The sequence below is a fragment of the Lacisediminihabitans profunda genome, from assembly GCF_008040105.1.
GTDB lineage: Bacteria > Actinomycetota > Actinomycetes > Actinomycetales > Microbacteriaceae > Lacisediminihabitans > Lacisediminihabitans profunda.
Genome location: NZ_VRMG01000007.1, coordinates 88,901 through 114,291 on the forward strand (window position 1 = coordinate 88,901; position 25,391 = coordinate 114,291).

The window sequence follows — 25,391 nt, forward strand, 5'->3', positions numbered from 1 at the left end:
GGCCTAGATCTCGTCGATCGACGAGTTCTCGAACCTGGTGGAGATGTTGATTCCGAGCTCTTCCGCAGCACGGAAGACCTCGTCGTCCGTGTCGCGCAGGCTCACGGCCGTCCCATCCGCCGAGAGCACCTCGACGTTCAGGCACAGCGACTGCATTTCCTTGATGAGCACCTTGAAGGATTCCGGAATTCCGGGCTCCTGGATGTTCTCTCCCTTGACGATCGCCTCGTACACCTTGACTCGGCCGAGGATGTCGTCCGACTTGATGGTCAGAAGCTCCTGCAGCGCGTAAGCGGCGCCATAGGCCTCGAGGGCCCAGACCTCCATCTCACCGAATCGCTGTCCACCGAACTGCGCCTTACCACCCAGCGGCTGCTGCGTGATCATCGAGTACGGGCCCGTCGAACGCGCGTGGATCTTGTCGTCGACGAGGTGGTGCAGCTTGAGGATGTACATGTAGCCGACCGAGACGGGCAGCGGGAACGGCTCGCCAGAGCGGCCGTCGAAGAGCTGGGTCTTTCCGGTCGAGTCGATCAGGCGGTCGCCGTCGCGAGTCGGGGTGGTGGAGTCGAGGAGACCCTCGATCTCCGCCTCGAGCGCGCCGTCGAACACCGGGGTCGCAACCTTGGTGCCCGGGGCGGCCGACTTGGCCTCATCCGAGATCTTGGCGGCCCACTTCGGGTTGCCCTTGATCTCCCAGCCCTGCTTCGCCACCCAACCGAGGTGGGTTTCGAGCACCTGGCCGAAGTTCATTCGACCGGGGATACCGAGCGGGTTGAGGATGATGTCGACCGGGGTTCCATCGGCGAGGAACGGCATGTCCTCCACCGGCAGGATCCTGGAGATGACGCCCTTGTTGCCGTGGCGGCCGGCGAGCTTGTCGCCCTCGGTGATCTTGCGCTTCTGGGCGATGAACACGACAACGCGCTGGTTGACGCCCGAGCCGAGCTCGTCGTCGCCGTCCTGCGAGTCGAACACCTTGACGCCGATGATCGTTCCGGCTTCACCGTGGGGAACCTTGAGCGAGGTGTCACGCACCTCGCGGCTCTTCTCGTTGAAGATGGCGCGCAGCAGGCGCTCCTCGGCGGAAAGCTCGGTCTCGCCCTTCGGCGTGACCTTTCCGACCAGGATGTCGCCGGGGCGAACCTCGGCACCGATGCGGATGATGCCGCGCTCGTCGAGATCGGCGAGCAGCTCCGGGCTCACGTTGGGCAGGTCGCGAGTGATCTCTTCCTTGCCCAGCTTGGTGTCGCGCGCGTCGACCTCGTACTCCTCGATGTGAATCGAGGAGAGCGTGTCGTCCTTCACCAGGTTCTGGCTCAGGATCATCGCGTCTTCGAAGTTGTAGCCCTCCCACGGCATGAACGCCACGAGGAGGTTCTTGCCGAGCGCGAGCTCGCCATTCTCCGTCGCCGGTCCATCCGCGAGAACCTGGCCGACCTCGATGCGCTCGCCGGCGCTGACGATGACACGGTTGTTGTACGACGTGCCCTGGTTGGAGCGGTCGAACTTGCGCAGGTAGTAGTCCTGCGTGCCACCGGCATCGAGCTGGATGGTGACGACATCGGCCGACACCTCGGAGACGACACCCGCAGCATCCGCGGTGATCACGTCTCCGGCGTCGATGGCCGCGTAGCCCTCCATGCCGGTTCCGACGAGCGGCGACTCGCTGCGCAGCAGCGGGACGGCCTGGCGCTGCATGTTCGCACCCATGAGGGCGCGGTTGGCATCGTCGTGCTCGAGGAACGGGATGAGCGAGGTCGCGACCGACACCATCTGGCGCGGCGAGACATCCATGTAGCCGATCTCGTCGATGAGGAAGAGGTCGACCTCTCCACCCTTCTTACGAGCGAGCACACGGGGCTCGGCGAAGCGGGCGTCGGCGGTGAGCGGCGCGTTGGCCTGGGCCACCACGTACTCGTCCTCTTCGCTCGCGGTGAGGTAGTCGATGGTCTCGGAGACGACACCGTTGATGACGCGACGGTAGGGGGTCTCGATGAAACCGAAGGAGTTGATGCGCGCGAACGATGCGAGCGAACCGATCAGACCGATGTTCGGGCCTTCCGGGGTCTCGATCGGACACATGCGTCCGTAGTGCGAGGGGTGAACGTCTCGCACCTCGACGCCGGCGCGCTCACGGGACAGACCACCCGGGCCAAGCGCCGAGAGGCGGCGCTTGTGGGTGAGACCCGCGAGCGGGTTGTTCTGGTCCATGAACTGCGAGAGCTGCGAGGTGCCGAAGAACTCCTTGATCGCGGCGACGACGGGGCGCACGTTGATCAGGGTCTGCGGGGTGATCGCCTCGATGTCCTGCGTGGTCATGCGCTCGCGAACGACGCGCTCCATGCGGGAGAGCCCGGTGCGAACCTGGTTCTGGATGAGCTCGCCGACCGCGCGGATGCGACGGTTGCCGAAGTGGTCGATGTCGTCCACGTCGAGGCGCAACTCGACGGGCTTGCCGTCGCGCACACCGTCGAGCGTCTTGCGCTCGTCGTGCAGGGCCACCAGGTACTTGATGGTCGCCAGGATGTCCTGCTGGCTGAGCACCGAGTTCGACAGCTGCGCGTCGATGCCGAGCTTGCGGTTGATCTTGTAACGACCAACCTTCGCGAGGTCATAGCGCTTCGAGTTGAAGTAGAAGTTGTCGAGGAGCGCGCGGGCGGCCTCGGCGGCGACCTGCTCTCCCGGGCGGAGCTTGCGGTAGATATCCTTGAGCGCCTCATCCTTGGTCAGGATGTTGTCCTTCTCGAGGGTGAGCTCGATCGAGGCATAACCCTTGAACTCCTCGAGGATCTCCTCGCTCGTGAGTCCGAGCGCCTTGAGGAACACGGTCACCGACTGCTTGCGCTTACGATCGATGCGCACGCCGACCTGGTCGCGCTTGTCGATCTCGAACTCGAGCCACGCACCGCGGCTCGGGATGATGCGGGCGGAGTAGATGTCCTTGTCGGAGGTCTTCTCCTGCTGGCGCTCGAAGTAGACACCGGGGGAACGGACGAGCTGCGACACGACGACGCGCTCGGTTCCGTTGATGACGAAGGTGCCCTTGGGGGTCATCAGGGGGAAGTCGCCCATGAACACCGTCTGGGTCTTGATCTCGCCCGTGAGGTGGTTCATGAACTCGGCCTCGACATAGAGAGGAGCGGAGTAGGTCTTGCCCTTCTCCTTGCACTCGTCGATCGAGTACTTCTTCTCTTCGAGGAAGGGATTGGTGAAGGACAGCTGCATCGTCTCGCCGAGGTCCTCGATGGGGGAGATCTCCTCGAAGATCTCCTCGAGGCCGGTGAGCGACGGAAGGTCCTGGCGGCCGGAGGCTTTGGCCTCTGCAGCGCGTTCCTTCCAGATGTCGTTTCCGACAAGCCAGTCGAAGCTCTCGGTCTGCAAAGCGAGCAGATCGGGAACCGTCAGGGTGTCCGTGATCTTCGCGAACGAGAGACGCTCAGCTGAGCGACCGTTCTTGGGAGATCCGTTTTTCGATGAGTTCGAGGTGGATGCGTTGCGCGCAACAGCCAAGGAAATAACCTCCGGTGGCCTTACAGGGGCCAGTTACAGTCGGTGATGGATCGCCCCAGAGAACCCGAAAGGGCTTGAGCCTCGGGCACGCGCAGCCGACCGCAATATGAAGGCAGAGAAATTCTGGGAGCGCAAAGAACAACTATAGTACGCTCCTCGGCAAAAAGTCCACTATGTTCTTGACCAGTTTCGAAATTTCCTGTATAACCGGCGATTTCGGGCCGGGAGCGCCCCGGAGTCACGCGCGTAACCGGCCCGGTAGCTGTCGTCGCGCCCGCTCGTTGGCTCCGCCTGCCCGGTGGCTCGCCGCGGTCGCGCGGTGGCGCGGTGGCGCGGCGGGGCGGTGGCGCGGCGGGGCGGAGCGGCGCGGCGCGGCGCGAACCGGGCGTCTGCGGCCAATCGGGGCCGGCGTGCTGGCCCCGGTTGTCCGCGTTGGCCCCGGTTGAGCGCGGGGCGGGGCGCGGCATGCTGCCGCCCTCGCGGAGGGAGTTGTGTCCCTCGATGGCGGGGAAACTGCACGGCGGAGGGAGGCGTTACCCCCGCCGCGATGCGGTATCCCCGCCGCCAGGGTGAGACGCGAGTCGGGCCGGGGGTGCAACTCCCGCCGCGACGGCGCAACCCCCGCCGCGAGCGAGCACCGACGAGTTCCGTTCGCGTGGGCGGGCCTAGCTCCCCGGGGGCGTGACCACGATGGCGCGCAGGGAGCGAAGCTCCCTGGTCACCTTTCGGGCCACATCGGGATCGGCCTCCACCGCGACCAGCGCGGCGGAAAGATGATCGATCACCGTGTCGAACGCCGCCCGCGAGATACCCATGTCCCCGTGCACCGTGCGCAGGTCGCCGCCTCGGTACTCCTCCGGGCCACCGAGCGAGACCGCGAAATACGCTCGAAGCTGGGCGCGGTACCTGGTGTGGTCGGCGCGGGCGAACCATTGGTCGAGCCCGGGATCGGAGCTGATGCGGGCATAGAAGTCAGCGACAAGCCGCCCGATCCCGGGCTTGCCGCCGAGCTGGTCGTACAAACTCATCTCGCCCCCGCGAACCCATAATTTTTCCTCAGCGTCGATTGTGCCCCAAGGGGTGTTTTATGACAAATCCCCACTAAAGGGGCCACCCGTCCGGGGTGCCGGGCCGGGAGTTCTGTGGCAGGGTCGAAGGGTGACAGAACCGGCATCCGTGATCCTCGCTCTCAGCGGCTATCGCGCGGTCATCGAGGCCGACCGCTGGGTGCCCGGCAGCTACACCCTCGTCGTGGACGGTACACCTCAATCCCACGTGAACCTCGACGACCCGACCCAACTCTTCTTCGAATACATCCAGCGCATCGGTCACGTGATCGACCAGCTGGGGATGCCCGGCGAGCCGATCACCGCGGTGCACCTCGGAGCGGGCGCCTTCACGCTGCCGCGCTACATCGAGGCGACACGCCCCGGTTCGCGCCAGCAGGTGATCGAGATCGAGACGGATCTCGTCGACCTCGTTCGCGAGACGCTGCCGCTGCCCCGCGGCGCATCGATCCGCGTGCGCCACGGCGACGCGCGCGAGGTGCTCGGGCGCCTGCCCGGCGGCCTGCGCGGCCAGGTCGATCTCGTGGTGGTCGACGTGTTCAGCGGCGCCCGAACCCCGGCCCACGTGACGAGCCTGGAGTTCTACCGGGAGGCCGTCTCTCTGCTCACACCGGGCGGCGTGATCGTCGTCAACGTCGCCGACGGCCCGGGGCTCGCGTTCGCCCGCGGCCAGGCGGCCACCGTGCTCGCCGCGACCGGACACGCCGCCGCGCTCGCGGAGACGCAGATCCTCAAGGGCCGGCGATTCGGCAACGTGGTGCTGGTGGGATCGCGTGAGAGTCTCCCCCTCGAGTGGATGCCGCGCCTGCTCGCCGGCGGGCCGCATCCCTCCAAGGTGGTCGAGGGGTCGGAGCTGCGCAACTGGATCGCCGGCGCGGCCATCGTGACCGACGACACGGCCGTGCAGTCCCCGCCACCGTCGAAGAACATCTTCCAGGTCGGCACCCGCGGGGACTAGCCGATGAGTCGCGGAATGCCCCTGCTGGCCGCCGCGGCTGCCGGATGCCTCGCGCTCACTGCCTGCACGGCCCCGTCCCCCTCGCCGACTCCCCTGCCGCCCGCCCCCACGGCCACGAGCAGCGCCCAGGCGGGCCCTGTGCAGCCGGTCGGGGAACCGCGGATCCTCGCCCAGGGGCTCGCCGCTCCGTGGTCGATCCTGAGACTCGGGGACTCCGATTCCACCCTGATCAGCGAGCGGGACAGCGGCACGGTGAGGGAACTCACCGCCGCGGGCGAACTGCGCGAGGTCGGGGTCGTGGCCGGGGTGGTCCATCAGGGCGAGGGCGGCCTGCTCGGGCTCGAGATGTTGCGCAGCTCCGACCGCACCTGGCTCTACGCGTACCTCACCACGGCATCCGACAACCGCATCGAGAGGATGCCGCTGATCGGCTCGCCCGGGGCGTATTCGCTGGGCAGCCCACAGACCGTGCTCGATGGGCTCGCCAAGGCCGGCAACCACGACGGCGGGCGAATCAAGTTCGGGCCGGACTCCATGCTCTACGCCACGGTCGGAGACGCCGGACAACCGTCGCGCGCGCAGGATCCGTCGTCGCTGAACGGCAAGATCCTGCGGATGACGGCGACCGGCGGGGTGCCGGCCGACAATCCCACCCGCGGTTCACTCGTGTATTCGATGGGGCACCGCAATCCTCAGGGCCTCGCCTGGGATGCCACCGGGCAGCTCTGGGCGGCCGAGTTCGGCCAGAACACCTGGGACGAACTCAACCGCATCGAGCCAGGAGCCAACTACGGCTGGCCCATCGTGGAGGGCATCGGCGGCAAGTCGGGCTTCGTGGATCCGCTCTACCAGTGGCCGACCTCCGACGCGAGCCCGAGCGGACTCGCCTTCGTCGACGGCACATTCTTTCTGGCCGCGCTGCGCGGCGAGCGGCTCTGGGCGGTCTCCCCCGCCACCTCGGCGCCGCCCGTCGCCTTCCTGGGCGGCACCTTCGGTCGACTGCGGGACGTCGTGCCAGGACCGAACGGCACGCTCTGGCTACTCACCAACAACACCGACGGCCGGGGAACTCCCCACCAGGGTGACGACAAGCTCATCGAGCTGCGCCTCGCACCCGTGTCCTCGGGTTAACCTCGAAGGGATGATCACCCCCTTTGACCCAGAGACCCTCCGCGAGAACGTGGACGAAAATGCCGCGCTCGCGCGGCTGAGCGAACTCGGCGACAGCCGCAGCACCGCCGCGCTGGGCGAGAAGGCCGAGCTCTACCGCATGCTGGGCCGGCTCGACGAGGCGCTCCAGGCCGCCGAGCAGTGCTTTCGGCTCGCCCACTTCACCGGCGACCGGGAACAACTCACCCGGGCCAGGCTGCGCCGGGCCATCGTGTTCCAGTACCGCGGCGACCTCGACCGGGCGCTCGCAGAGATGGCATCCTGCCGCGCCTCCTCGCGCATCGAGAGCTGGGATGCGCTCGAGGCGACGGCCGCGCAGCACGAGGGTACGGTGCTGTTCGAGCTGGGCCGCTACGAAGAGGCCAAGGACTCCGTGGCGCACGCCCTCGACATCCGGCAGCGCACCGAGGCCCCGCGGGACCAGATCGAGGCCTCTCGTTTCGCCGTCGAGGTGATCATGCGCCGGAGCCTCAAGAATGGCTGATCTGGCCAGGGTGCGCACCTGGGCGAACGCCCTCATCGCCCTGCATCTCGACTCGAGCTGGTCGTTCGCCTTCGACTCGGCCAAGACGCGGGCCGGACTCTGCAACTACACCTCGAAGACCATCTCGGTGTCGCGCTACCTCGCGTCGCGGTACGACGACGACGAGGTGCACCAGGTGCTGCTGCACGAGGTTGCGCACGCCATGGCCGGAACGCGTGCCGGTCACGGACCCCGCTGGAAGGCGGTCGCCGCCGACCTCGGCTACGAGGGCAAGCGGCTGCACGACGGGGAGATCGCCAACGAACTCGCGCCCTGGGTCGGCGAGTGCCCGGCGGGACACCTGCACTACCGGTACCGCAAGCCCACCCGGGCGCTCGCCTGCGGCAGGTGCTCGCGGCGGTTCGACCCGGCCAACGCCATCAGCTGGACGCAGCGGGCGGTTGCCCGGCAGCGCCGGGCGGGGTAGGCCGCGCCGCTCAGGACAGGGTGGACGACTTCACGAACGGCGCCGTCAGCTGCCAGATCACGTTCTTCCAGTGGCCGAGCATCATGCGACGCTCGTCGCGGTCGGCCAGCTGTTCGTGATGGATGCCGATGGTGGTTCCGGTGGCCGCCTCCCGCACCGTCAGCTGCAGCGTGGTGTCGTGCGGCCAGTCGTCGGGGCGCCAGGTGAGACGGATCTTCGCGTTCGGCGTGTACGACCGCACCTCGCCGACCACGGCATCCCGCGTCTCGTACCGCGCACCCTTCTCGAGAGTGAGCGTCGTCTCGCCGAGCCAGACCGCGAGCCCATCACCGAGCAGGTAGTCCCAGACGACCGCGAGGGGTGCGGTGACGGTCTCCCGAACGCCCACCTCCCAGCCGGCATCCTTCGTCTTGCCGGTCGAGTTCGTGCCCTTGTCGCCTGTCATGCCTCAAGCCTCTCGCACATTGCGCGCCCCGGTCGTCGGTACGGGCAGAATTCGCTGGCGAGGGTGTCTAGGCGCCTCCTGCGGCCTCCCGGCTCCCGGCTCCCGGCTCCCGGCTCTCGGCTCCCGGCTCCCGGCTCCCGGCTCCCGCGGGGGTAACCGACTATGTTGGTTACGTGAATACTGGTCAATGGTTTCTCTCGACGGACGGAACCCGGTGGTGGTTCGACTCCGGATCGCTCAGTCTCGACTTCGCGTATACCGGATCGATGGGCGCCAACCCCGAGTGGGAGAAGTTCCGGGCGCCCGGCGACCTCGGCGACTGGCTCGCCGGCCGGTTCGACCGGGTCACGGCCGCGGCGACCGAGGGCGACCTGGTCGACGCGCTCGCCCTCCGCTCCGCCATCGCCAACCTCGCGCACTCGGTGAGCGACGGGCGGTCGCCGAGCAGCGACGACATCGACACGGTCAATCTCTACGCGGCCACGCCCAACATCCCCCCGGCACTCGCGGGGGGCAACCGACAGGCCGGCCGCAGCTCGGTGCGCGTCGGACAGGCGCTGTCGAGCATTGCCCGCGACTCCGTCGAACTGTTCGGGGAGGCCGTCCACGAGCGCATTCGGCTGTGCGCGGCCGACGACTGCGGGTTGATCTTCTTCGACGAGTCGAGATCCAACAATCGCCGCTGGTGTTCGATGCAGCGCTGCGGCAACCGCTCGAAGGTGCGCGCGCACCGGGCGCGGGCGGCGGCCGGCGACTACTCGTAGACGCGGATCAGCCGCCAGACGCGGGACTCGGCGTCGAGCCGCACGTCGAACACGAGGGTAGCGCCCGTGTCGTCGGACCCCTGGAAACGCCAGCCGTCGAGCGAGGGCGGCGGATGGGTGAGGGCGGAATAGTCCGGCTCCAGCCGCGTCGGGGTGTCGGTGACGCGATACCGGGTGCCGTTCCAGACCACGCGTTGCGGGACTCCGCGTGGCGTGGTCCAGACGGCCACCTCCTGAACGGTGGATGCCATGGTCGCCTCCTCAGACCTTCGAATCTTTGTTCGAATAATCTAACGCCGGAGACGGCGACACGCCAAGAGCCCTGTCACCGCATCCCTCCCCCATCCCGAAACCGCCGCGGCGGGAGGGACGGTCGAGGGCTACTCGGTGACCTGTACTTCTTTCCAGAACGCCACGTAGCTGCTGTAGTCCTTGCCGACGCGCTCGAACGAGGTCGGGTACGGGGTCGGGTAGCTCCAGGCGCGGTCCTGCAGCACGGTGTCGCCAGACTTCACGCTGAAGTACTGGCACTCGCCCTTCCACGGGCAGGTGTACGGAGTGGCGCTCTCCACGAGGTACTCGCTCTTCACGCTCTGCGGCGGAAAATACCAGTTGCCCTCGATCTTGATCAGATCGTCCTGGGCCGCTTCGGCGATGACGATGTCTCCCAGTACTGCCTTCATGTGGTCCTCCAGTTGTGCGAACTCTTGCCGACTGTTCACAACGCGCGCCGGCGAATCCGCATTCCCGTGGCCCTGGATGTCCCCGGGCGATGACAGACTGCCGCGATGAGAGTGCTCCTCAAACTCGTTCTCGACTGCCCACCGGATGCCGCCTGGGCGGCCATCAGAAGCCCGCGCGTGTTGCGCGACGTGTCTGCCCCGTTCACCACCTTCGAGTCGCTGGAGGCGGACGGATTCCCGGACGCCTGGGAGGCGGGTGACCACCCGGTGCTCGTCAAGGCGTTCGGGCTCCTGCCGATCGGCGAGCAGATCATCGGGATCTCGTTTCCGGAACGCGAGGACGGGGTTCGGATGATGCGCGATACCGGCCGCGGCCTCAGCGGACCGCTCGCCCTCGTCACCTCGTGGCAGCATTCCATCGCGATCGCCCCGACCGCCGACGGCCGAACCCTGTACCGCGACCAACTCGTCTTCAGCGCCGGCCCGGTCACCCCGCTGCTGTGGGTCGCGTACTGGGCGTTCTGGCAGTGGCGTGCCTTCGGCCTGCGCCGATTCGCCCCCACCTGGAGGTGAGAGCGCTGGACCCGAATACCGCGGGGTCGCGCCGTCCATCGCGCGGGGATATTCTCCGGGGATGACAATCACACTCATCACGGGAACGTCCACGGGCATCGGCCTGCAGGTTGCCGTCCAGGCCGCCGCGGCCGGCCACACGGTGGTCGCGACGATGCGCGACCTCGGCAAGGCCGACGCGCTGCGTTCCGCGGCGTCCGATGCGGGCGTGACCGTCGACATCCGCCAGCTGGATGTGACGGATGCCGCCTCGATCGCCGCCTGTATCGAGGCGACGGTCGCCGCGCACGGGGCGATCGACGCCCTGATCAACAACGCCGGATCCGGTCATCTCGGCACCATCGAGCAGGAGGGCCTCGACGCCGTGCGGGACGTGATGGAGGTCAACTTCTTCGGCGTCGTCGCCACGACCCGGGCAGCGATGCCCCACCTGCGCGCGTCGAAGGGGCGCGTGCTCACGGTGAGCAGCGTCGGCGGCATCGTCGGGCAGCCGTTCAACGAGGCATACTGCGCCGCCAAGTTCGCCGTCGAGGGGTTCATGGAGGCGCTCGCCCCCGTTGCCGCGACCGTCGGCGTGCGGGTGAGCCTCGTGGAGCCGGGCGCCGTGAGCAGCGACTTCGTCGCCAACGTCGGTGCGGACGTGCCGGCGATGGTCGCCGCGGCGGGGGCCTACGGTCCGGCCCTGGCCGGCTACATCGCGCGCACGACCGCCGCCTTCTCCCCGGCAGCCGCCCAGACACCCGCCGGTGCCGCGGCCGCCATCGTGGAGCTTCTGTTGGCCGAGACTCCGGCCGTACGCATCCAGACCTCGGATGCGGCGCGCGCGTTCGTCGCCCGCAAGCTCGCCGACCTCGACGGCTCGGCCGTGTTCACCGAGACGATCGGCTGGGTGTCGTGACCCCCTTCGACATCGCCGACTGGCGCCGACGGATCTTCGCGCTCTACGCCGAGGTGCGTGCCTCCACCGACCTGTTCGCCGCCCACGACCTGTGGCGCCGGGAGCGCGACCGGATGTTCGCCGAGCATCCGGCCTCCCCGCTGCTGCCGGAAGACCTCGCCGAATTCACGGGTCTTCCGGTGACCCCGTACGACCCGGCCTGGCGGTTCGAGGTGGAGGTGCGCCCGGCGGAGCCCAAGCACATGGACTTCGAGACGGGAACCGACGGCATCGTGCCGTTCGACCTCATCGGCATCGCCGACGTGCCGGGCGTCGGACCCCTCGACGTCTGGAAGCTCGGCAGCTACGGCGGCGGGATCTTCCTGCCGGTGAAGGACGCCCTCGCGGGCACGGCCGGCGGAACCTACGGCGGCGGCCGCTACCTCATCGACACGATCAAGGGAGCGGACCTCGGTCGCGGCGGCACCCCGGACTCGCTCGTGCTCGACTTCAACTTCGCCTACAACCCGAGCTGCGCCTACGACCCGGAGTGGGCCTGCCCGCTGGCCCAGGCCGGCAACCGCGTGTCCGTGGAGATCCCGGCCGGCGAGCGCTACAGCGGCAAGTATTAGCCTCGCGACGGCGCCTTGGAGGCCCGAAATCGCGTGGGTGCTATGCTGGAGTTACCTGTGAAACCATGACGGTTTCCCTGCGTCGTTGAACGCTCCCTCTTCTCGTCCGCCTCGGCGGACTCGTAGATACTTCTCCGGCGAACGGATGTGGCCATCGCCACCTTCGCCATTCACACCGATTCCCCGTGTCAATCGACACGACGGAATCCCGGTGTGCACCGATGCCCGAAAGGCACCACACCATCATCATGTCTGAAACCATCACCTCCTTCGGCGCGCTCGGCGTGCCGCAGCCGCTCGTCGCGAAGCTCGCGGCGGCCGGAATCGAGTCCCCGTTCCCCATCCAGGTCGACACCCTCCCCGACACGCTCGCCGGTCGCGACGTGCTCGGCCGCGGCAAGACCGGCTCGGGCAAGACCCTCGCCTTCGCCCTGCCGATGATCGCCCGCCTCGGCGGAAAGCTCGCCGGCGGCCAGCGCCGCCCGGGCCGTCCGCTCGGCCTCATCCTGGCGCCGACCCGCGAACTCGCCACCCAGATCACCACGGCCATGGAGCCGCTCGCCTCGGCGTACGGCCTCAAGCTCACCACGATCTTCGGCGGCGTCTCGCAGCAGCGCCAGGTCGCGGCGCTCAAGGGTGGCATCGACATCGTCGTGGCCTGCCCCGGTCGCCTGGAAGACCTCATGAAGCAGGGGTTCGTGTCGCTCGACGCGATCGAGATCACCGTGCTCGACGAGGCGGACCACATGGCCGACCTCGGCTTCCTGCCGGTCGTCACGCGCATCATGGACAAGACCCCGAACAGCGGGCAGCGGATGCTGTTCAGCGCCACGCTGGACAACGGCGTCGACCGCCTCGTGAAGAAGTACCTCCACAACGAGGTGCTGCACTCCGTGGACGAGGCCACCTCCCACGTCTCCGCGATGACCCATCACGTGTTCGAGGTCGACTCGGTGGAGGCCAAGCGCCTGCTCATCGAGAAGCTCGCCTCGGGTACCGGCCGCCGCATCCTCTTCATGCGCACCAAGCACCACGCCAAGAAGCTGGCCAAGCAGCTGACCGATGCCGGCATCCCGGCCGTCGACCTGCACGGCAACCTCTCGCAGGTGCAGCGCGACCGCAACCTCGCCGCCTTCTCCGCCGGCACCTCTCGCGTGCTCGTGGCCACGGATGTCGCCGCGCGCGGCGTGCACGTGGACGACATCGAGCTCGTGATCCACGTCGACCCGCCGGCCGAGCACAAGGCGTACCTGCACCGCTCCGGCCGCACCGCGCGCGCCGGCAAGGAGGGCGAGGTCGTCACGATCGTGCTGCCCACCCAGCGCAAGGACACCGCCGCCCTGCTTCGCAAGGCCGAGATCACCGTGACCCCGCAGCACGTCACCGCCGATTCGGCGGCAGTCGCCGCCCTCGTGGGCGACGTGGCGGCCTGGGTCAAGCCCGCCCCGCGTGCTGCCGTGCAGCCGCAGGGCCAGCCGCGCCAGTCGCAGGGTGGACGCTCGCAGGGCCAGGGCCGCTCGCAGGGCGCGAACGCCCAGCGCAAGCGTGCCAACCGGGACGGATCATCGGCAGCCCCGCGCTCCGACCGCGCCACGGGCGGCTCGCGCAACTTCTACAGCACCGGCAGCGGTGACGCGCCGTCCAGCGCGCCCCGCTCCGGCGGCAGCGGAGCGGGCGCTGGCCGCGCCGGTTCCGGCGGCGGACTCGTCGGGATGTCGCAGGGCGGTGGCGGCGGACGTCGTCGCAGCGGTGGCGGCGGCCGCTAGCCAGCAGCACTCGAAAGAAGGGCCCTCGCACTCGTGCGGGGGCCCTTTTCGTACCCCCGCCGCGTGCATAACTCCGGCAATACTCCGGCCAGGGGTCGAATACCCGCCGTTCTGGCGTCCGGAGCGGCAGATTGCCGGAGTTATGCACGCCGGGCCACGCGGAGCCATGCGTGGCCGCCGCGCCGTGCTCTATCGCCGCGCGGTGCTCTATCGCCGCGCGGTGCCGCCGCGCCCTGGTGCCGCCGCGCCGTGTCATGCCGCGCGGCGGCAGCATGCATAACTCCTGCATGTCGAGGCCGAGACGCCCGAATCGGGGCAGTCTCGGGACAGAGGTGGGCGATTTGCAGGAGTTATGCACGCTGGCACGGGGTGCCGGCGCGGCGGGCACGGCCGGCGCGGCGCGGCGCGGCGGGCACGGCGCGGCGCGAAGACGCTAACCAGCAGCACTAAGAAAAGGGCCATCGCACTCGTGCGGGCGGCCCTTTTCGTACCCCCGCTCGGGCCTGGGGGCTTTTCTGCGCCATGCCCGTGTGCATAACTCCTGCACGTCGACGCCGAGACGCCCGAATCGGGCAGGCTCGGGACAGAGGTGGGCGATTTGCAGGAGTTATGCACGCAGGCACGCAGGCACACAGGCACACAGGCACGCAGGCACGGAGGCACGGAGGCACGGAGGGCACGGTGGATGGAGGGGCGGCGGGGCGCTGGGCGGCGGCGCCGAGTGGCCCGCGCTAGTACGCCGATGACTCGCGCTAGTAGAGGGCGCCGAGCGACGCTAGTGCCGCCCGCACGAGGGAGCCGCGGCCGCCCTCCATCTCGGCGGAGACGGTGTCCGACGCGGCCTCGGAGGGCGTCATCCAGGTGAGTTCGAGGGCGTCCTGGCGCGGGTCGCAGGTGCCGGTCACCGGCACCACGTAGGCGAGGGAGACGGCGTGCTGGCGGTAGTCGGTGAACTGGGAGCCGGGGAACGGAAAGTACTCCGCGACCGAGAACGGCACCGGGCTCGCCGGCAGCAGGGGGAAGGCCATCGGGCCGAGATCCTTCTCGAGGTGCCGGAACAACGCGGTGCGCAGCCTCTCTCCATACATCACGCGTCCGGAGACGAGGGTGCGGGTGATCGCACCGGCCGAATTGGCGCGAAGCAGGATGCCGACCTCGGTGACCTGGCCGACACCATCCACGCGCACCGGCACGGCCTCCACGTAGAGCAGGGGCAGGCGCCGCCGGGTCTCGGCGAGCTCCTCATCGGACAACCAGCCGGAGTTCGGATCGGGCGTGCCTACGGAGCTCATGCTCCATTCTCACTTAAAGCCAGCACGTGACGCGCACCGGCGACCTGTGCCACGATCAGCCATGGATTACTCACAATTTCAGGGCCTCGGCATCGCTGCCATCATCATCGGCGTCGTCGTCTACGCGCTGGTTATCGCGCTCGGCATCTTCATCAGCTACCTCGTGATCCGGGCCGGGGTGCGGCGCGGGATGCGGGACCACTACGAGTGGGTGCAGCGCCAGAACCGTCCGCTGTAATCGGCGGCCGGACGGGAGGGACGCTGTCAGCGAAGTGCGGCGGAAATGTCGGCCCGCCGGGGCAGGATAGACGGATGAGCACCGTGCTCGAGCGTTTCTCGCCGGCCACCCGCGAGTGGTTCGCCGGCGCCTTCAGCGCGCCGACCCCGGCCCAGCTCGGCGCCTGGGAGGCCATCACCGGCGGCTCGAACACGCTCGTCGTCGCGCCGACCGGCTCGGGCAAGACGCTCGCCGCGTTCCTCTGGGCCATCGACCGCCTCGCAACCACGCCGGCCCCCGACGACCCGAACCACCGCACCCGCGTGCTCTACATCTCCCCGCTCAAGGCCCTCGCGGTGGACGTGGAACGCAACCTGCGTTCCCCGCTGGTCGGCGTCGTGCAGACCGCGAAACGGCTCGGGATGACGCCCCCCGAGGTGACCGTCGGCGTGCGTTCGGGTGACACCACCTCCTCTGACCGGCGGCTGTTGCAGCGTCGCCCGCCGGACATCCTGATCACCACCCCGGAGTCGCTCTACCTCATGCTCACGGCGTCGGCGCGGGACACCCTGCGTGGCGTGACGACGGTGATCGTGGACGAGGTGCACGCGGTCGCGTCGACCAAGCGCGGCGCCCACCTGGCCCTCTCGCTCGAACGGCTCGACCTGCTGCTCGACCGGCCGGCCCAGCGGATCGGCCTCTCGGCCACCGTGCGGCCGAAGGAGGAGGTGGCGCGTTTTCTCTCCGGCGACGCACCGGTGACGATCGTCTCCCCGAAGTCGACGAAGAAGTTCGACCTCACCGTGGTCGTGCCGGTGGAGGACATGACCGAGCTCGGCACCTCCGCGGTGTCCGAGGGCTCCGCGGCGCGGGCGACGACGACCCAGGGCTCGATCTGGCCGCACGTGGAGGAGCAGATCGTCGACCGCATCCTCGAGCACCGGTCCACCATCGTCTTCGCCAACTCCCGTCGGCTCGCCGAACGGCTCACGGCGCGACTCAACGAGATCTATGCCGACCGGCTCGCCGAGGCGGACACCCGGCAACTCGTGGCGGCAGGCGGCGTGGCGCCGGGGGCACACGCGCCCGTTCCTCCGCCGGCCCAGCTGATGGCTCAGGCCGGCCAGACCTCGGGGGCCGCCCCGTTGCTCGCCCGCGCCCACCACGGCTCGGTGTCCAAGGACCAGCGGGCCCTCATCGAGGACGACCTGAAGTCCGGTCGGCTGCGCTGCGTCGTGGCCACCAGCTCGCTCGAGCTCGGCATCGACATGGGCGCGGTCGACCTGGTGATCCAGGTCGAGTCTCCGCCGTCCGTGGCGAGCGGCCTGCAGCGGGTGGGACGGGCCGGCCACCAGGTGGGAGAGGTGTCGCGGGGAATCATCTTCCCCAAGCATCGCGCCGACCTCATCCACTCCGCCGTGGCGAGCGAACGGATGTCCGCGGGGCTGATCGAGGCGATGCGGATCCCGCAGAACCCCCTCGACGTGCTCGCCCAGCAGACCGTTGCCGCGGTGGCGCTCGACTCGATCGACGTCGACGACTGGTTCGAGACCGTGCGGCGCAGCGCGCCGTTCGCGACTCTTCCCCGCTCGGCCTACGACGCGACGCTCGACCTCCTGAGCGGGCTCTACCCGTCGGACGAGTTCGCCGAGCTGCGGCCGCGCATCGTCTGGGACCGGGTGGGCGGCCGACTCACCGGGCGACCGGGCGCACAGCGTCTCGCCGTGACCTCGGGCGGCACGATCCCCGACCGCGGCCTCTTCGGCGTGTTCATGGTCGGGTCGGCGCCCGACGGCGCGGCGCGGGGGTCGGGCACCGAGTCCAAACGGGTGGGCGAGCTCGACGAGGAGATGGTCTACGAGTCGCGCGTCGGCGACGTCTTCGCGCTCGGGGCCACGAGCTGGCGCATCGAGGACATCACCCACGATCGGGTGATCGTCTCCCCCGCCTTCGGGCAGCCCGGCAAGGTGCCGTTCTGGAAGGGCGATGGAATCGGGCGACCGGCCGAACTCGGCAGGGCCATCGGCGAGTTCACCCGGGAGATCTCGTCCGCGACGGATGAAGTGGCCAGGGCACGCGCCCTCACCGGCGGTCTCGACCCGCGGGCGGTCAACAACCTGGTGGCCTTCATCGACGACCAGCGCACGGCCACCGGCCACGTGCCCACCGATCGTACGCTCGTGGTCGAGCGCTTCCGCGATGAGCTCGGCGACTGGCGGGTGGTGCTTCATTCCCCGTACGGCATGCAGGTGCACGCGCCCTGGGCGCTCGCCGTGGGCGCCCGCATCCGGGAGCGGTTCGGGCTCGACGGCGCCGCGATCGCAAGCGACGACGGTGTCATCCTGCGCATCCCGGACACCGAGAGCGAGCCGCCGGGCGCGGACCTCTTCGTCTTCGACCCGGCCGAACTGCGCGACATCGTCACCGAGGAGGTGGGCGGTTCCGCCCTGTTCGCGTCGCGTTTCCGGGAGTGCGCGGCGCGGGCGCTGCTGCTGCCGCGCTACAATCCGGGCCGCCGTTCACCCCTCTGGCAGCAACGCCAGCGGGCGTCGCAGCTGCTGGATGTCGCCCGCAAGTACCCGAGCTTCCCGATCGTGCTCGAGGCGGTGCGGGAGGTTCTGCAGGACGTCTACGACCTGCCGGCCCTCACGGCGCTGGCCGAAGAGATCGAGAACCGCCGCATCCGCATCGTGGAGACCCAGACCGAGCAGGCGAGTCCCTTCGCCCGCTCCCTGCTGTTCGGCTATGTCGCCGCGTTCATGTACGAGGGCGACTTGCCGCTGGCCGAGCGCCGCGCCGCGGCGCTCTCGCTCGACCCGACCCTGCTCGCCGAGCTGCTCGGCCGCGCCGAGTTGCGCGAACTGCTCGATCCGGCGGTGATCGAACAGACCGAACTCGAGCTGCAGCGCCTTGCGCCGGACCGCCGAGCCCGCGGGCTGGAGGGGGTCGTCGACCTGCTTCGCCTGCTCGGGCCGCTCTCGCTGCCGGAGATCGTGGAGAGACTGGAGCCGGCGGCAGACGTCGTCGCCGGGGGGACCCTCGACGCCGGACTGCGCGAGCTCGAACGGGCCAACCGGATCTGGCGGGCCGGCGGCGAGCGCTGGGCGATCATCGAAGACGCCGCTCGGCTGCGGGACGCCCTCGGCACCCCGCTGCCGATCGGCATCCCCACCCCCTTCGTCGAACCGGTGGAGGACCCGCTCGGCGATCTGGTGAGCCGTTTCGCCCGCACCCACGCGCCGTTCACCGTCGCCGCGGTGGCCGAACGATTCGGCCTCGGCACGGCGGTGGTGCAGGACGCCCTGCGTCGGCTCGCCGCCCAGCGGCGGGTCGTGGAGGGCGAGTTCCGCCCGGGCAGCACCGGGATCGAGTGGTGCGACGTGGAGGTACTGCGCCGCCTGCGCAGCCGATCCCTCGCCGCGCTCCGGCACGAGGTGGAGCCGGTGGATGCGGCGACCCTCGCCCGGTTCCTGCCCGCCTGGCAGCACGTCGACGAGCCGCTGCGCGGAGTCGACGGCCTCGCCACGGTCATCGACCAGCTCGCCGGGGTCGCTCTGCCGGCATCCGCCTGGGAGACGCTCGTGCTTCCGTCCCGCGTGCAGGGCTACTCCCCCGTGATGCTCGACGAGCTGACCGCGAGCGGCGAGGTGATCTGGTCGGGCGGCGGGGCGCTGGCCGGCAACGACGGCTGGATGAGCCTGCACCTCGCCGAGACGGCGGCGCTCACCCTGCCGGAACCGACCGGTGCCGAGACCACCGAACTCCAGCGCAGCATCCTCGCGAATCTCGCGGGCGGCGGAGCCTACTTCTTCCGGCAGTTGTCCAATGCGGTCGGGAGCACCGACGACGGCGAACTCGTCGCCGCGCTCTGGGATCTCGTCTGGTCCGGGCTCGTGACCAACGACACGCTTGCACCGCTGCGCGCCTACCTCGGAGCGACGACCACCCGGCCGAGGGCGGTGCCGCGGTCCCGCGCCTATCGCGGGCGGGCGCGGGCTGCGCTGCCGAGCCAGGCCGGGCCGCCGAGCGCGGCGGGGCGCTGGTCGCTCCTGCCCCTCGCCGAGCCGGACGCGACGGTGCGCGGGGTCGCGACCGCGGAGCAGCTGCTCGAACGGTACGGCGTCGTCACCAGGGGATCGGTCGTGAGCGAGGGTCTGCGGGGCGGCTTCGCGCTCGCCTATCGCGTGCTCAGCGGATTCGAGCAGACCGGTCGTGCCCGCCGTGGCTACTTCGTGGAGGGTCTCGGCGCCGCGCAGTTCGCGACCGGGGCCACGGTCGACCGGCTGCGCGCGTTCTCCCGCGAACCGGACCCGGACCGCCCGCTCGCCGCGCTGACGCTCGCCGCGACCGACCCGGCGAACGCCTACGGCGCCGCCCTGCCCTGGCCCGCGAGCCCCCCGTCCGACGACGACCGGCGCGGACACCGGCCCGGGCGCAAGGCCGGCGCCCTCGTCGTGCTCGTGGATGGCGAACTCGCCCTCTACGTGGAGCGCGGCGGCAAGACCATGCTCACCTTCGGGGTATCGGAGCCGGCCATCGCCGCCGCCGCCGAGTCGTTGGCGCGCACCGTGCTGCGCTCGCGTGGTCGACTCAAGGTGGAGCGAGTCGACGGCAGTTTCGTGATCGGAACCCCGGTCGGCGTGGCGCTCACCGCCGCCGGGTTCAGCGCCACACCGCAGGGACTGCGGCTGCGTGCCTGAGGGCGACACCGTCTACCGCACGGCGAAGAACCTCGACGCCGCACTGCGCGGAGACACGCTCACCCGGTGCGAGATCCGGGTGCCCGCGTTCGCGACGATGGATCTCACCGGCGACACCGTGGAGGGCGTGGCCAGCCGTGGCAAGCACCTGCTGATCCGCGTCGGCGAGCACAGCATCCACAGCCACCTCAAGATGGAGGGGTCCTGGCACCTCTACCGGCACGGCTCGAAGTGGCGTCGCCCGGCGTGGCAGGCGCGCGCGATCCTCGGCACCGACGACTGGGTCGCCGTCGGCTTCGAGTTCGGCGTGCTCGACGTCGTGGCGCGGGACGACGAGTCGAGCGTTGTCGGGTACCTCGGACCGGATCTGCTCGGGCCGGATTGGGATCAGGGCGAGGCCCTGCTTCGCCTCACCGCCGACCCGGGCCGCGCGGTCGGTCTTGCGCTGCTCGACCAGCGGGTGATGGCCGGCCTGGGCAATGTCTACCGCAACGAGCTCTGTTTTCTGCGCGGCATCCTGCCCACCCGTCCGGTCGGTGGCGTCGACCAGCCGGAGCGACTCGTGGAGCTCGCCCATCGGCTCATCGACGCCAACAAGGACCGGGTGCAACGCACGACGACCGGCTCGCTGCGTGGAGAGACCGCCTGGGTCTACCGCCGGGAGGGCAGGCCGTGTCTGCGCTGCGGAACCCGCATCGAACACGGTGAACTGGGCGACACGGCGCTGGAGCTACGGGACGCCTATTGGTGTCCCCGGTGCCAAAGCTGATATTCCCTCCGCCGGAGGGCTATGGTGTGGATCACACAAAGTCTTGGGGGAAATTTCTGTGACCACGCCTGCCCTGCCCGAATCGACACAACCGGCCGTGCTGGAGAACGTCGTGCGGGGCACCATCTTCGCCCTGCTCGCCGTGCCCGTCGGGGTGATCCTCTGGGTCGTGATCTGGAACCTCGGTGTCGTCTCGGCGATCGTCGCCTTCGTCGTCGCGGCCGCGGCCGCCTGGCTCTACCGCAAGGGTTCCGGCGGACGGGTCAGCTTCACCGGCGCCCTCGTCATCTCCGGGGTCGTTCTCGCGACGCTCCTGCTGAGCTTCTACTTCGGCCTCGTCTCCGACTGGGTTCGGGCGGTGGTCGAACAGACCCGCCTGAACCCGATCCAGGCTCTCACGGACCCCGGCTTCTGGCCTTCCTTCAACTCAGTGTTCGGCGAACTGCTCAAGTCCGAGCTGCCGAGCCTCGGGCTCGCGCTCCTCTTCGGACTGCTCGGCGCATTCACGGTGCTGCGCCGCGCGTTCGCGTCGGCCCGTGCGCAGTCGACTCCGGTGCCCCTCGAACCGCTCTTCCCCCGCCCCGAACCGCCGAGGGCCGATCCCGAAGGCTAGCGTCCGCCGCGCTGCGACCGCGCCGCAAAGAGGAACAGCGTGCCCGTCGCCGTGGCGAGACCGAGGACGATGAGCATCGGCGCAGCCATGGTGTACGCCTGCAGCAGGTAGTAGTCGGAGCTGCCCCCGCCGCCGGACGTGTTGAGGCTGTCCAGGCGGTCGCTGATGAAGCGCAGCAGGTAGAGACCGGTACCGATGAAGACCGCGCTGAGCGCCCAGAGGGCGACGACAAACACATTCGGCCGACGAGAGGTGGTCTCGGGCTCTGCGGCGGCGGCCGACTCCTCCTCGACGGCGATCGGCTGCCCGGGCTCGACGAGCGGCGCGGTCCGAACGCTCCGGTCGACGTTCGACTCCACGGGAGGCCTCTGCTCGCGCCCGTGCAGCGTCGGGTCGTAGCCGGGCTGGAACGCCGGGTCGAATCGCGGATCGAAGCCCGGCTCATCCCTCGACGCGCCGGTCATGGGCTCTCCGCCGCGACGTCGCTCGAGGTCTCGAACCGGATGCGAAGCGACGTGGTCCAGGACTGGAGCCACGCGAAGAGGAAGTAGGCGCCGGAAACCGCGAGCGAGACCACGGCGATGATGTTCGACTCGACCGTGTAGTAGAGGTACTGGGCGAGGAGGCCGGCAAGGCCGAGGGCCGCGAAGAAGAACCGGTAGACGCCGAGGCCCTGTTGTCTGCTCATGGGCTGATCCTATTGTCCGCACGAGACTTTGTCAGGCCGCCACGGGACCTTCGACCCGGCGCCCTCGAGCGGCGCAGCCTAGGGTCGCTCGAGGTGCCCAGCGCGCCGAATTCGAAACCCCGACCGCCTCGGAATCCCCACGAGAATCGCGGAACCGTGCTGTTAGGGTTGCCTAAGTTGGGCTAGTTAAAACGTGCTAGTTCTCTTACCTGAAAGGGCTCACATGAGCTACGTCAAATCCGCCCTGCTCGAAGAGAAGGGCTTCGTGATCCTGGACCGCTACGACCAGGGCGCCGACCCCCAGGAGTGGCTCGACCTCGAGTACGTGGAGTGGAAGTCATCCGGCGACACGCGGTTCGCCCCTCTCGCCAGCGCCTTCGGCGAGATCGAGGTGAACGGATTCTGGAACCACACCCCGCCCCGCACCGACAAGGACGGCGTGTGGATCGACTCCCAGGTCGCCAAGGCGCCGCACCTCGTGCAGCGAGCCATGGAGCCCGGCGCGAACGTGGGCCGATGCCGCGTGATCGAGCTGCAGCCCAACGACTATGCCAACACTCTCTACAACCTGCACCAGGACGACAACAACCGGCTCAACCCGGACGGCAGCGGCTGGATCGTGCGCGGCTTCTTCAACCTCACGGATGACGCCGAGTCGTTCCTGACGCTGCGCGAAGACCGCTTCAACCCGTCATCCGAGATCCGCATCCCGCTTCCGGCGGGCGCCCAGATCATCGTGGACACCCAACGCTTCTGGCACGCCGTCTGGCACAAGGGCCCCGCGCCCCGCTACTGCCTCATCACGTCCTGGGAATCCGGACCCGAGCTCGATGCCTACATCGAGAAGCACCACGGCACGAACCTGCACGAGAACCCGTACCTCGACCCCCAGGTGATCGCGGATGCCCAGGCCGATGTGCAGCGCCGTCTCGCCGAGCGCTCGGCCTCACTCGCGTCCCGCGGCCGGCCAGACGATCACCCGGTCGATCCCGAGGCCTAGCCCATGCCCGTTCACGCGGCCGCGCTCGACGGCCAGGTGTCGAGCTGGCTCACGACCTTCGGGCCGCTCCTCTTCTACGCCATCGTCTTCGGCCTCGTCTTCGCCGGGACCGGACTCTTCATCGGCGTGTTCATCCCGTTCGTCACCGGCGACTCGCTGCTGTTCGCCGCCGGCCTGCTCGCCGCCGGCACGGACGCCCTCAACATCTGGGTGCTCGCCATCGGCGTCGGGGTGGCCGCGTTCCTCGGCGACCAGGTCGGCTTCCTGCTCGGCCGGCACTACGGCCGCCCCTACCTCGATCGGCGCAGCGGGGCGTGGGTGCGCCGCGGCGTGGTGCGCGCGGAGAGGTTCTACACCGACCTCGGCTGGTGGGCCGTCGTGGTCGCCCGCTTCATCCCGTGGGGCCGAGTGCTCGTGCCGCCGGTCGCCGGCATCGCCCGCATGGACTACCTCAGGTTCGTCGCCGCGAACCTGGTCGGCGCGCTCGCCTGGGGTGTGCTGCTCGTGGTCACCGGGTACTTCGCGGCCAGCATCCCCGCCGTCAAGTCCGCCGCCTATGCGGTGGGCGGGTTCTTCATCCTCGCCTCGATCGTCGCGGGCGTCGTCGCGTGGAGGCGCAACCGCGCCTCGGCCTGACCGGAGCGCCGTTCCCCTCCCGCTCGCAGCAGCCGGGTACCTAATTCCGAAATCCATGCATTTCTTCGGCACACTCGGCGTGTCTGTATCGCTGAGCGGCGTGTCGGGCAGGAATGCATGGATTTCGGAAGGGGCGGGGGGACGGATGCCCCGGCTGAACGGCCACTTCGGAGCGGCACCTTGTCGCCCGTCACCGCCTCGGTGGGTCACGCTTCCGCTTCCGAAATCCATGCAATTCGTCGGCACACTCGGCGTGTCTGCATCCCCGAGCGGCGTGTCGGCAAGGAATGCATGGATTTCGGAAGTGGCGGAAGTGGCGGCAGGATGCTGCTGCTCAGGATGAAGGGGCGCTGAGATGCAGGAGCGGCGAGACGCCGGGGATGAAAAGGCAGCGGGGCGACGGGACGCCGAGGCTCAGCGGCCCGAGCGGCGCCGGCGGTTCGCGGCCGCGCGGGCCTGGGTCTGGGACTGCTGTTTGGGGCGCGGCTTGGCCAGGCTGCGCGGCGGCTTCGACTCGGCCGGCGGCGTCGGTGTCGCCCGGGAGCTCGCGGCGGTGCGGCCGCGCACGATTCCCACGAACTCCTCGATTCGGTCCGTCGTGTCGGCCTCCAGCCAGGCGATCGCGATTCGCGTCTCCGGGGCGTCGACCACGGGGCGGGCGACGACGTCCTTGCGACCGTGCATCCGCGCGATCGATTGGGGCAGGATGACGACACCGCCGCCGGCCGCAACGAGCTCCACCGCGTCGCCGGGCGACAGGGTCGACGGCGTGATCGTCTCCTCCGCGAGGTCGGCGAGGGTCACGGTCTCGAACAGCGCGACGGGGTGGTCCTTCGGCACGACGACGACGGCCACCTCGGAGTAGAGGGGAATCACGCTCAGGTCGGTGCCGTCCACCGGAAACCGCACGAAGCTCACGTCGGCCCGGCCATCGTGCAGAACCGCTGTCTGCTCGGCGGTTCCCCCGGGGAGGAAGGCGAGCGGGATGCCCGGCTGGCGGGCTTCCCACGCCGACGTCCAGCGGGTGAGAGTGACCCCGGCGACGAAGGCGATCGTGAACGGCGCGACATCCTCGTTCACGGTCATCCCCTCGCTGAGTCCACGCGCTGATGGCACGGGAGGCCTCTCAGGCTACGCTGACCTGATGACCTCCGCGCAATCCAACCAGACCATGAAGCCGGCCACGGCGGCCCAGAAGCTGGGCATCTACCTTCCCGCGACGCCCGAGTCGTTCCAGCAGTCGACCGTGTCGCGGGCCGAATTGAACGAGCTGATCGCGAATCCGCCCGCCTGGCTCGTCGAGCTGCGCAAGACCGGCCCGCACCCGCGGCCCGAGGTCGCCCGCAAACTCGGCGTGTCGATCGCCGGGCTCGCCCGCGGCGAGGTGACCGAACCGCTGACGACCGAGGAGATCAGCGCCCTCCTCAAGCAGCCGCCGGCCTGGCTCGTGCGGGAGCGCGCCGTGCACGCCGAGGTGCAGGACGAGAATGCCCGGGTGAAGTCGCTCCACGCGCACCAGCGACTGCTCGCCGAGAACCGGAGCGCGGCGGAGAAGAAGGACGCGAAGTCCCAGGACGGATCGCGCGACAAGCGCACCCGCTAACGACGGGCAGTCGGGCCTTCCGCCTCGTTCAGGTTCTGGATGAGACGCCCGTGCCGCCACCACAGCGCCGGGAACACGAGCACGGCGGGCAGCGCCGTGAGCACGCCGATTCCCGGCAGGAACGCGAGTGCCACTGAGTACAGCGCGAGCACGACGGCGAGCGGCCAGTAGCGTCCGAGCGTCGCGATGACGCCGGCGAGCAGGAAGAAGCCGACGACGACGCAGGCGTTGACGATCATCCCCTGCTCGGTAGTCGGCGACGGGCCACCGATCGACAGCAGGAGCAAGAACACCCACACCTCGAGCCCGTGGCCCACGACCACGAGGGCCATCGCGAGGTTCACGACGAGCCTGCTCGTTCGTCGTTCGTCCGTGGTGAGAGTGTTCAACGGCATGGGGCAGGCCCCGCGTCCGGGACATCCGGCGCGCGGCACGGCGACCCGCAATCTCCGTCGATGCCCATGAGAGAAACCTG

26 protein-coding genes are annotated in these 25,391 nt (G+C 69.4%); 16 read left to right on the forward strand and 10 right to left on the reverse strand.

Translation table 11 applies throughout. The features are described 5' to 3' along the window. Window positions 1-3: 3 nt before the first annotated feature. Together rpoB and FVP33_RS09875 are read right to left on the reverse strand one after the other, a co-directional pair. Window positions 4-3,513, reverse strand: a complete 3,510-nt coding sequence (gene rpoB / locus FVP33_RS09870; RefSeq protein ID WP_147783497.1) for a DNA-directed RNA polymerase subunit beta — start codon at window positions 3,511-3,513, stop codon at window positions 4-6. Between the two features lie 665 nt (window positions 3,514-4,178). Beyond that, on the reverse strand, window positions 4,179-4,541 hold the full coding sequence (locus tag FVP33_RS09875) for a group I truncated hemoglobin (RefSeq protein ID WP_147783498.1): 363 nt from the start codon (window positions 4,539-4,541) through the stop codon (window positions 4,179-4,181). Between the two features lie 130 nt (window positions 4,542-4,671). On the opposite strand from FVP33_RS09875, the gene FVP33_RS09880 reads away from it, so the two are divergent. From FVP33_RS09880 to FVP33_RS09895, 4 genes are read left to right on the forward strand one after another with little or no spacing between them, the layout of a single operon-like run. Next, the gene (locus FVP33_RS09880; protein ID WP_147783499.1) at window positions 4,672-5,538 is read left to right on the forward strand and encodes a spermidine synthase; all 867 of its coding nucleotides are present in this window, start codon (window positions 4,672-4,674) and stop codon (window positions 5,536-5,538) included. A gap of 3 nt (window positions 5,539-5,541) precedes the next feature. Further along, a complete protein-coding gene (locus tag FVP33_RS09885; RefSeq protein ID WP_147783500.1) occupies window positions 5,542-6,669 on the forward strand; it encodes a PQQ-dependent sugar dehydrogenase in 1,128 nt (375 codons plus the stop codon). 10 nt (window positions 6,670-6,679) lie between these two features. Beyond that, a complete protein-coding gene (locus tag FVP33_RS09890; RefSeq protein ID WP_147783501.1) occupies window positions 6,680-7,192 on the forward strand; it encodes a hypothetical protein in 513 nt (170 codons plus the stop codon). After that, a complete protein-coding gene (locus FVP33_RS09895) occupies window positions 7,185-7,658 on the forward strand; it encodes a SprT-like domain-containing protein (protein ID WP_147783502.1) in 474 nt (157 codons plus the stop codon). Before FVP33_RS09890 ends, FVP33_RS09895 begins: the two co-directional genes overlap by 8 nt. Before the next feature lie 10 nt (window positions 7,659-7,668). Here FVP33_RS09895 and FVP33_RS09900 read toward each other — a convergent pair whose 3' ends face one another. Next, window positions 7,669-8,103 (reverse strand): SRPBCC family protein, encoded by a 435-nt coding sequence (locus FVP33_RS09900; protein WP_147783503.1) that lies wholly within the window; start codon window positions 8,101-8,103, stop codon window positions 7,669-7,671. Window positions 8,104-8,276: 173 nt separating this feature from the next. Here FVP33_RS09900 and FVP33_RS09910 point away from each other — a divergent pair, with 173 nt between their 5' ends. After that, window positions 8,277-8,867: a CGNR zinc finger domain-containing protein gene (locus FVP33_RS09910; protein WP_147783505.1), complete on the forward strand. Its 591-nt coding sequence runs from the start codon at window positions 8,277-8,279 to the stop codon at window positions 8,865-8,867. On the opposite strand, the gene FVP33_RS09915 is transcribed toward FVP33_RS09910, so the two are convergent. Beyond that, a complete protein-coding gene (locus FVP33_RS09915) occupies window positions 8,858-9,118 on the reverse strand; it encodes a hypothetical protein (protein WP_147783506.1) in 261 nt (86 codons plus the stop codon). The genes FVP33_RS09910 and FVP33_RS09915 overlap by 10 nt on opposite strands. A 129-nt stretch (window positions 9,119-9,247) precedes the next feature. Next, window positions 9,248-9,550 (reverse strand): DUF427 domain-containing protein, encoded by a 303-nt coding sequence (locus FVP33_RS09920; protein WP_147783507.1) that lies wholly within the window; start codon window positions 9,548-9,550, stop codon window positions 9,248-9,250. A gap of 105 nt (window positions 9,551-9,655) precedes the next feature. Here FVP33_RS09920 and FVP33_RS09925 point away from each other — a divergent pair, with 105 nt between their 5' ends. The 4 genes from FVP33_RS09925 to FVP33_RS09940 all read left to right on the forward strand — a co-directional run bounded on the left by FVP33_RS09925 (window position 9,656) and on the right by FVP33_RS09940 (window position 13,398). Continuing rightward, window positions 9,656-10,123 carry a hypothetical protein gene (locus FVP33_RS09925; protein WP_147783508.1) on the forward strand — a complete coding sequence of 156 codons (468 nt, stop codon included), beginning with the start codon at window positions 9,656-9,658 and terminating at the stop codon, window positions 10,121-10,123. Between the two features lie 61 nt (window positions 10,124-10,184). After that, window positions 10,185-11,021, forward strand: coding sequence for an SDR family NAD(P)-dependent oxidoreductase (locus FVP33_RS09930; protein WP_147783509.1), 837 nt, complete (start codon window positions 10,185-10,187; stop codon window positions 11,019-11,021). Then, the gene (locus FVP33_RS09935; RefSeq protein WP_147783510.1) at window positions 11,018-11,632 is read left to right on the forward strand and encodes a DUF1684 domain-containing protein; all 615 of its coding nucleotides are present in this window, start codon (window positions 11,018-11,020) and stop codon (window positions 11,630-11,632) included. Before FVP33_RS09930 ends, FVP33_RS09935 begins: the two co-directional genes overlap by 4 nt. Window positions 11,633-11,880: 248 nt before the next feature. Continuing rightward, window positions 11,881-13,398: a DEAD/DEAH box helicase gene (locus FVP33_RS09940; protein ID WP_147783511.1), complete on the forward strand. Its 1,518-nt coding sequence runs from the start codon at window positions 11,881-11,883 to the stop codon at window positions 13,396-13,398. Window positions 13,399-14,150: 752 nt separating this feature from the next. Here FVP33_RS09940 and FVP33_RS09945 read toward each other — a convergent pair. After that, a complete protein-coding gene (locus FVP33_RS09945) occupies window positions 14,151-14,690 on the reverse strand; it encodes an NUDIX hydrolase family protein (RefSeq protein WP_147783512.1) in 540 nt (179 codons plus the stop codon). A 61-nt stretch (window positions 14,691-14,751) separates the two neighbouring features. On the opposite strand from FVP33_RS09945, the gene FVP33_RS19510 reads away from it, so the two are divergent. The 4 genes from FVP33_RS19510 to FVP33_RS09960 all read left to right on the forward strand — a co-directional run bounded on the left by FVP33_RS19510 (window position 14,752) and on the right by FVP33_RS09960 (window position 20,989). Continuing rightward, window positions 14,752-14,928 (forward strand): hypothetical protein, encoded by a 177-nt coding sequence (locus tag FVP33_RS19510; RefSeq protein WP_187270658.1) that lies wholly within the window; start codon window positions 14,752-14,754, stop codon window positions 14,926-14,928. Between the two features lie 74 nt (window positions 14,929-15,002). Further along, complete coding sequence (locus FVP33_RS09950; RefSeq protein WP_147783513.1) at window positions 15,003-19,607, forward strand: ATP-dependent helicase; 4,605 nt, start codon at window positions 15,003-15,005, stop codon at window positions 19,605-19,607. After that, window positions 19,600-20,376, forward strand: a complete 777-nt coding sequence (locus FVP33_RS09955; RefSeq protein ID WP_147783514.1) for a DNA-formamidopyrimidine glycosylase family protein — start codon at window positions 19,600-19,602, stop codon at window positions 20,374-20,376. Before FVP33_RS09950 ends, FVP33_RS09955 begins: the two co-directional genes overlap by 8 nt. Window positions 20,377-20,434: 58 nt before the next feature. Then, window positions 20,435-20,989, forward strand: a complete 555-nt coding sequence (locus FVP33_RS09960) for a hypothetical protein (RefSeq protein WP_147783515.1) — start codon at window positions 20,435-20,437, stop codon at window positions 20,987-20,989. Here FVP33_RS09960 and FVP33_RS09965 read toward each other — a convergent pair. Next, entirely contained in the window at window positions 20,986-21,453 is a 468-nt protein-coding gene (locus FVP33_RS09965; protein ID WP_147783516.1) for a hypothetical protein, read from the reverse strand. The genes FVP33_RS09960 and FVP33_RS09965 overlap by 4 nt on opposite strands. Next, window positions 21,450-21,677, reverse strand: coding sequence for a hypothetical protein (locus FVP33_RS09970; protein WP_147783517.1), 228 nt, complete (start codon window positions 21,675-21,677; stop codon window positions 21,450-21,452). Before FVP33_RS09970 ends, FVP33_RS09965 begins: the two co-directional genes overlap by 4 nt. Window positions 21,678-21,900: 223 nt before the next feature. Between FVP33_RS09970 and FVP33_RS09975 the strand changes: the two genes are divergently transcribed. Both FVP33_RS09975 and FVP33_RS09980 read left to right on the forward strand, forming a co-directional pair. Then, window positions 21,901-22,677, forward strand: a complete 777-nt coding sequence (locus FVP33_RS09975; protein WP_147783518.1) for a hypothetical protein — start codon at window positions 21,901-21,903, stop codon at window positions 22,675-22,677. A 3-nt stretch (window positions 22,678-22,680) separates the two neighbouring features. Next, the gene (locus FVP33_RS09980) at window positions 22,681-23,313 is read left to right on the forward strand and encodes a DedA family protein (protein WP_147783519.1); all 633 of its coding nucleotides are present in this window, start codon (window positions 22,681-22,683) and stop codon (window positions 23,311-23,313) included. 414 nt (window positions 23,314-23,727) lie between these two features. Here the strand turns inward: FVP33_RS09980 and FVP33_RS09985 are convergent, their stop codons facing one another. Continuing rightward, window positions 23,728-24,429 carry a LysR family substrate-binding domain-containing protein gene (locus tag FVP33_RS09985; RefSeq protein ID WP_147783520.1) on the reverse strand — a complete coding sequence of 234 codons (702 nt, stop codon included), beginning with the start codon at window positions 24,427-24,429 and terminating at the stop codon, window positions 23,728-23,730. A 28-nt stretch (window positions 24,430-24,457) separates the two neighbouring features. On the opposite strand from FVP33_RS09985, the gene FVP33_RS09990 reads away from it, so the two are divergent. Next, entirely contained in the window at window positions 24,458-24,916 is a 459-nt protein-coding gene (locus FVP33_RS09990) for a DUF5997 family protein (RefSeq protein ID WP_222706679.1), read from the forward strand. Here the strand turns inward: FVP33_RS09990 and FVP33_RS09995 are convergent. Then, entirely contained in the window at window positions 24,913-25,311 is a 399-nt protein-coding gene (locus FVP33_RS09995; RefSeq protein ID WP_147783521.1) for a hypothetical protein, read from the reverse strand. The two genes, FVP33_RS09990 and FVP33_RS09995, sit on opposite strands and share 4 nt — an antisense overlap. Between the last annotated feature and the right edge of the window lie 80 nt (window positions 25,312-25,391).

Bases quoted from the DNA above. Each gene is read 5' to 3' on its own strand.
- FVP33_RS09885 (WP_147783500.1), top strand. From the start codon at position 5,542: ATGAGTCGCGGAATGCCCCTGCTGGCCGCCGCGGCTGCCGGATGCCTC.
- FVP33_RS09995 (WP_147783521.1), bottom strand. From the start codon at position 25,311: ATGCCGTTGAACACTCTCACCACGGACGAACGACGAACGAGCAGGCTC.
- FVP33_RS09920 (WP_147783507.1), bottom strand. From the start codon at position 9,550: ATGAAGGCAGTACTGGGAGACATCGTCATCGCCGAAGCGGCCCAGGAC.
- FVP33_RS09895 (WP_147783502.1), top strand. From the start codon at position 7,185: ATGGCTGATCTGGCCAGGGTGCGCACCTGGGCGAACGCCCTCATCGCC.
- FVP33_RS09930 (WP_147783509.1), top strand. From the start codon at position 10,185: ATGACAATCACACTCATCACGGGAACGTCCACGGGCATCGGCCTGCAG.
- FVP33_RS09900 (WP_147783503.1), bottom strand. From the start codon at position 8,103: ATGACAGGCGACAAGGGCACGAACTCGACCGGCAAGACGAAGGATGCC.
- FVP33_RS09990 (WP_222706679.1), top strand. From the start codon at position 24,458: ATGACCTCCGCGCAATCCAACCAGACCATGAAGCCGGCCACGGCGGCC.
- FVP33_RS09975 (WP_147783518.1), top strand. From the start codon at position 21,901: ATGAGCTACGTCAAATCCGCCCTGCTCGAAGAGAAGGGCTTCGTGATC.
- FVP33_RS09925 (WP_147783508.1), top strand. From the start codon at position 9,656: ATGAGAGTGCTCCTCAAACTCGTTCTCGACTGCCCACCGGATGCCGCC.
- FVP33_RS09950 (WP_147783513.1), top strand. From the start codon at position 15,003: ATGAGCACCGTGCTCGAGCGTTTCTCGCCGGCCACCCGCGAGTGGTTC.
- FVP33_RS09890 (WP_147783501.1), top strand. From the start codon at position 6,680: ATGATCACCCCCTTTGACCCAGAGACCCTCCGCGAGAACGTGGACGAA.
- FVP33_RS09940 (WP_147783511.1), top strand. From the start codon at position 11,881: ATGTCTGAAACCATCACCTCCTTCGGCGCGCTCGGCGTGCCGCAGCCG.
- FVP33_RS09875 (WP_147783498.1), bottom strand. From the start codon at position 4,541: ATGAGTTTGTACGACCAGCTCGGCGGCAAGCCCGGGATCGGGCGGCTT.
- FVP33_RS09915 (WP_147783506.1), bottom strand. From the start codon at position 9,118: ATGGCATCCACCGTTCAGGAGGTGGCCGTCTGGACCACGCCACGCGGA.
- FVP33_RS09980 (WP_147783519.1), top strand. From the start codon at position 22,681: ATGCCCGTTCACGCGGCCGCGCTCGACGGCCAGGTGTCGAGCTGGCTC.
- FVP33_RS09945 (WP_147783512.1), bottom strand. From the start codon at position 14,690: ATGAGCTCCGTAGGCACGCCCGATCCGAACTCCGGCTGGTTGTCCGAT.
- FVP33_RS19510 (WP_187270658.1), top strand. From the start codon at position 14,752: ATGGATTACTCACAATTTCAGGGCCTCGGCATCGCTGCCATCATCATC.
- FVP33_RS09970 (WP_147783517.1), bottom strand. From the start codon at position 21,677: ATGAGCAGACAACAGGGCCTCGGCGTCTACCGGTTCTTCTTCGCGGCC.
- FVP33_RS09965 (WP_147783516.1), bottom strand. From the start codon at position 21,453: ATGACCGGCGCGTCGAGGGATGAGCCGGGCTTCGATCCGCGATTCGAC.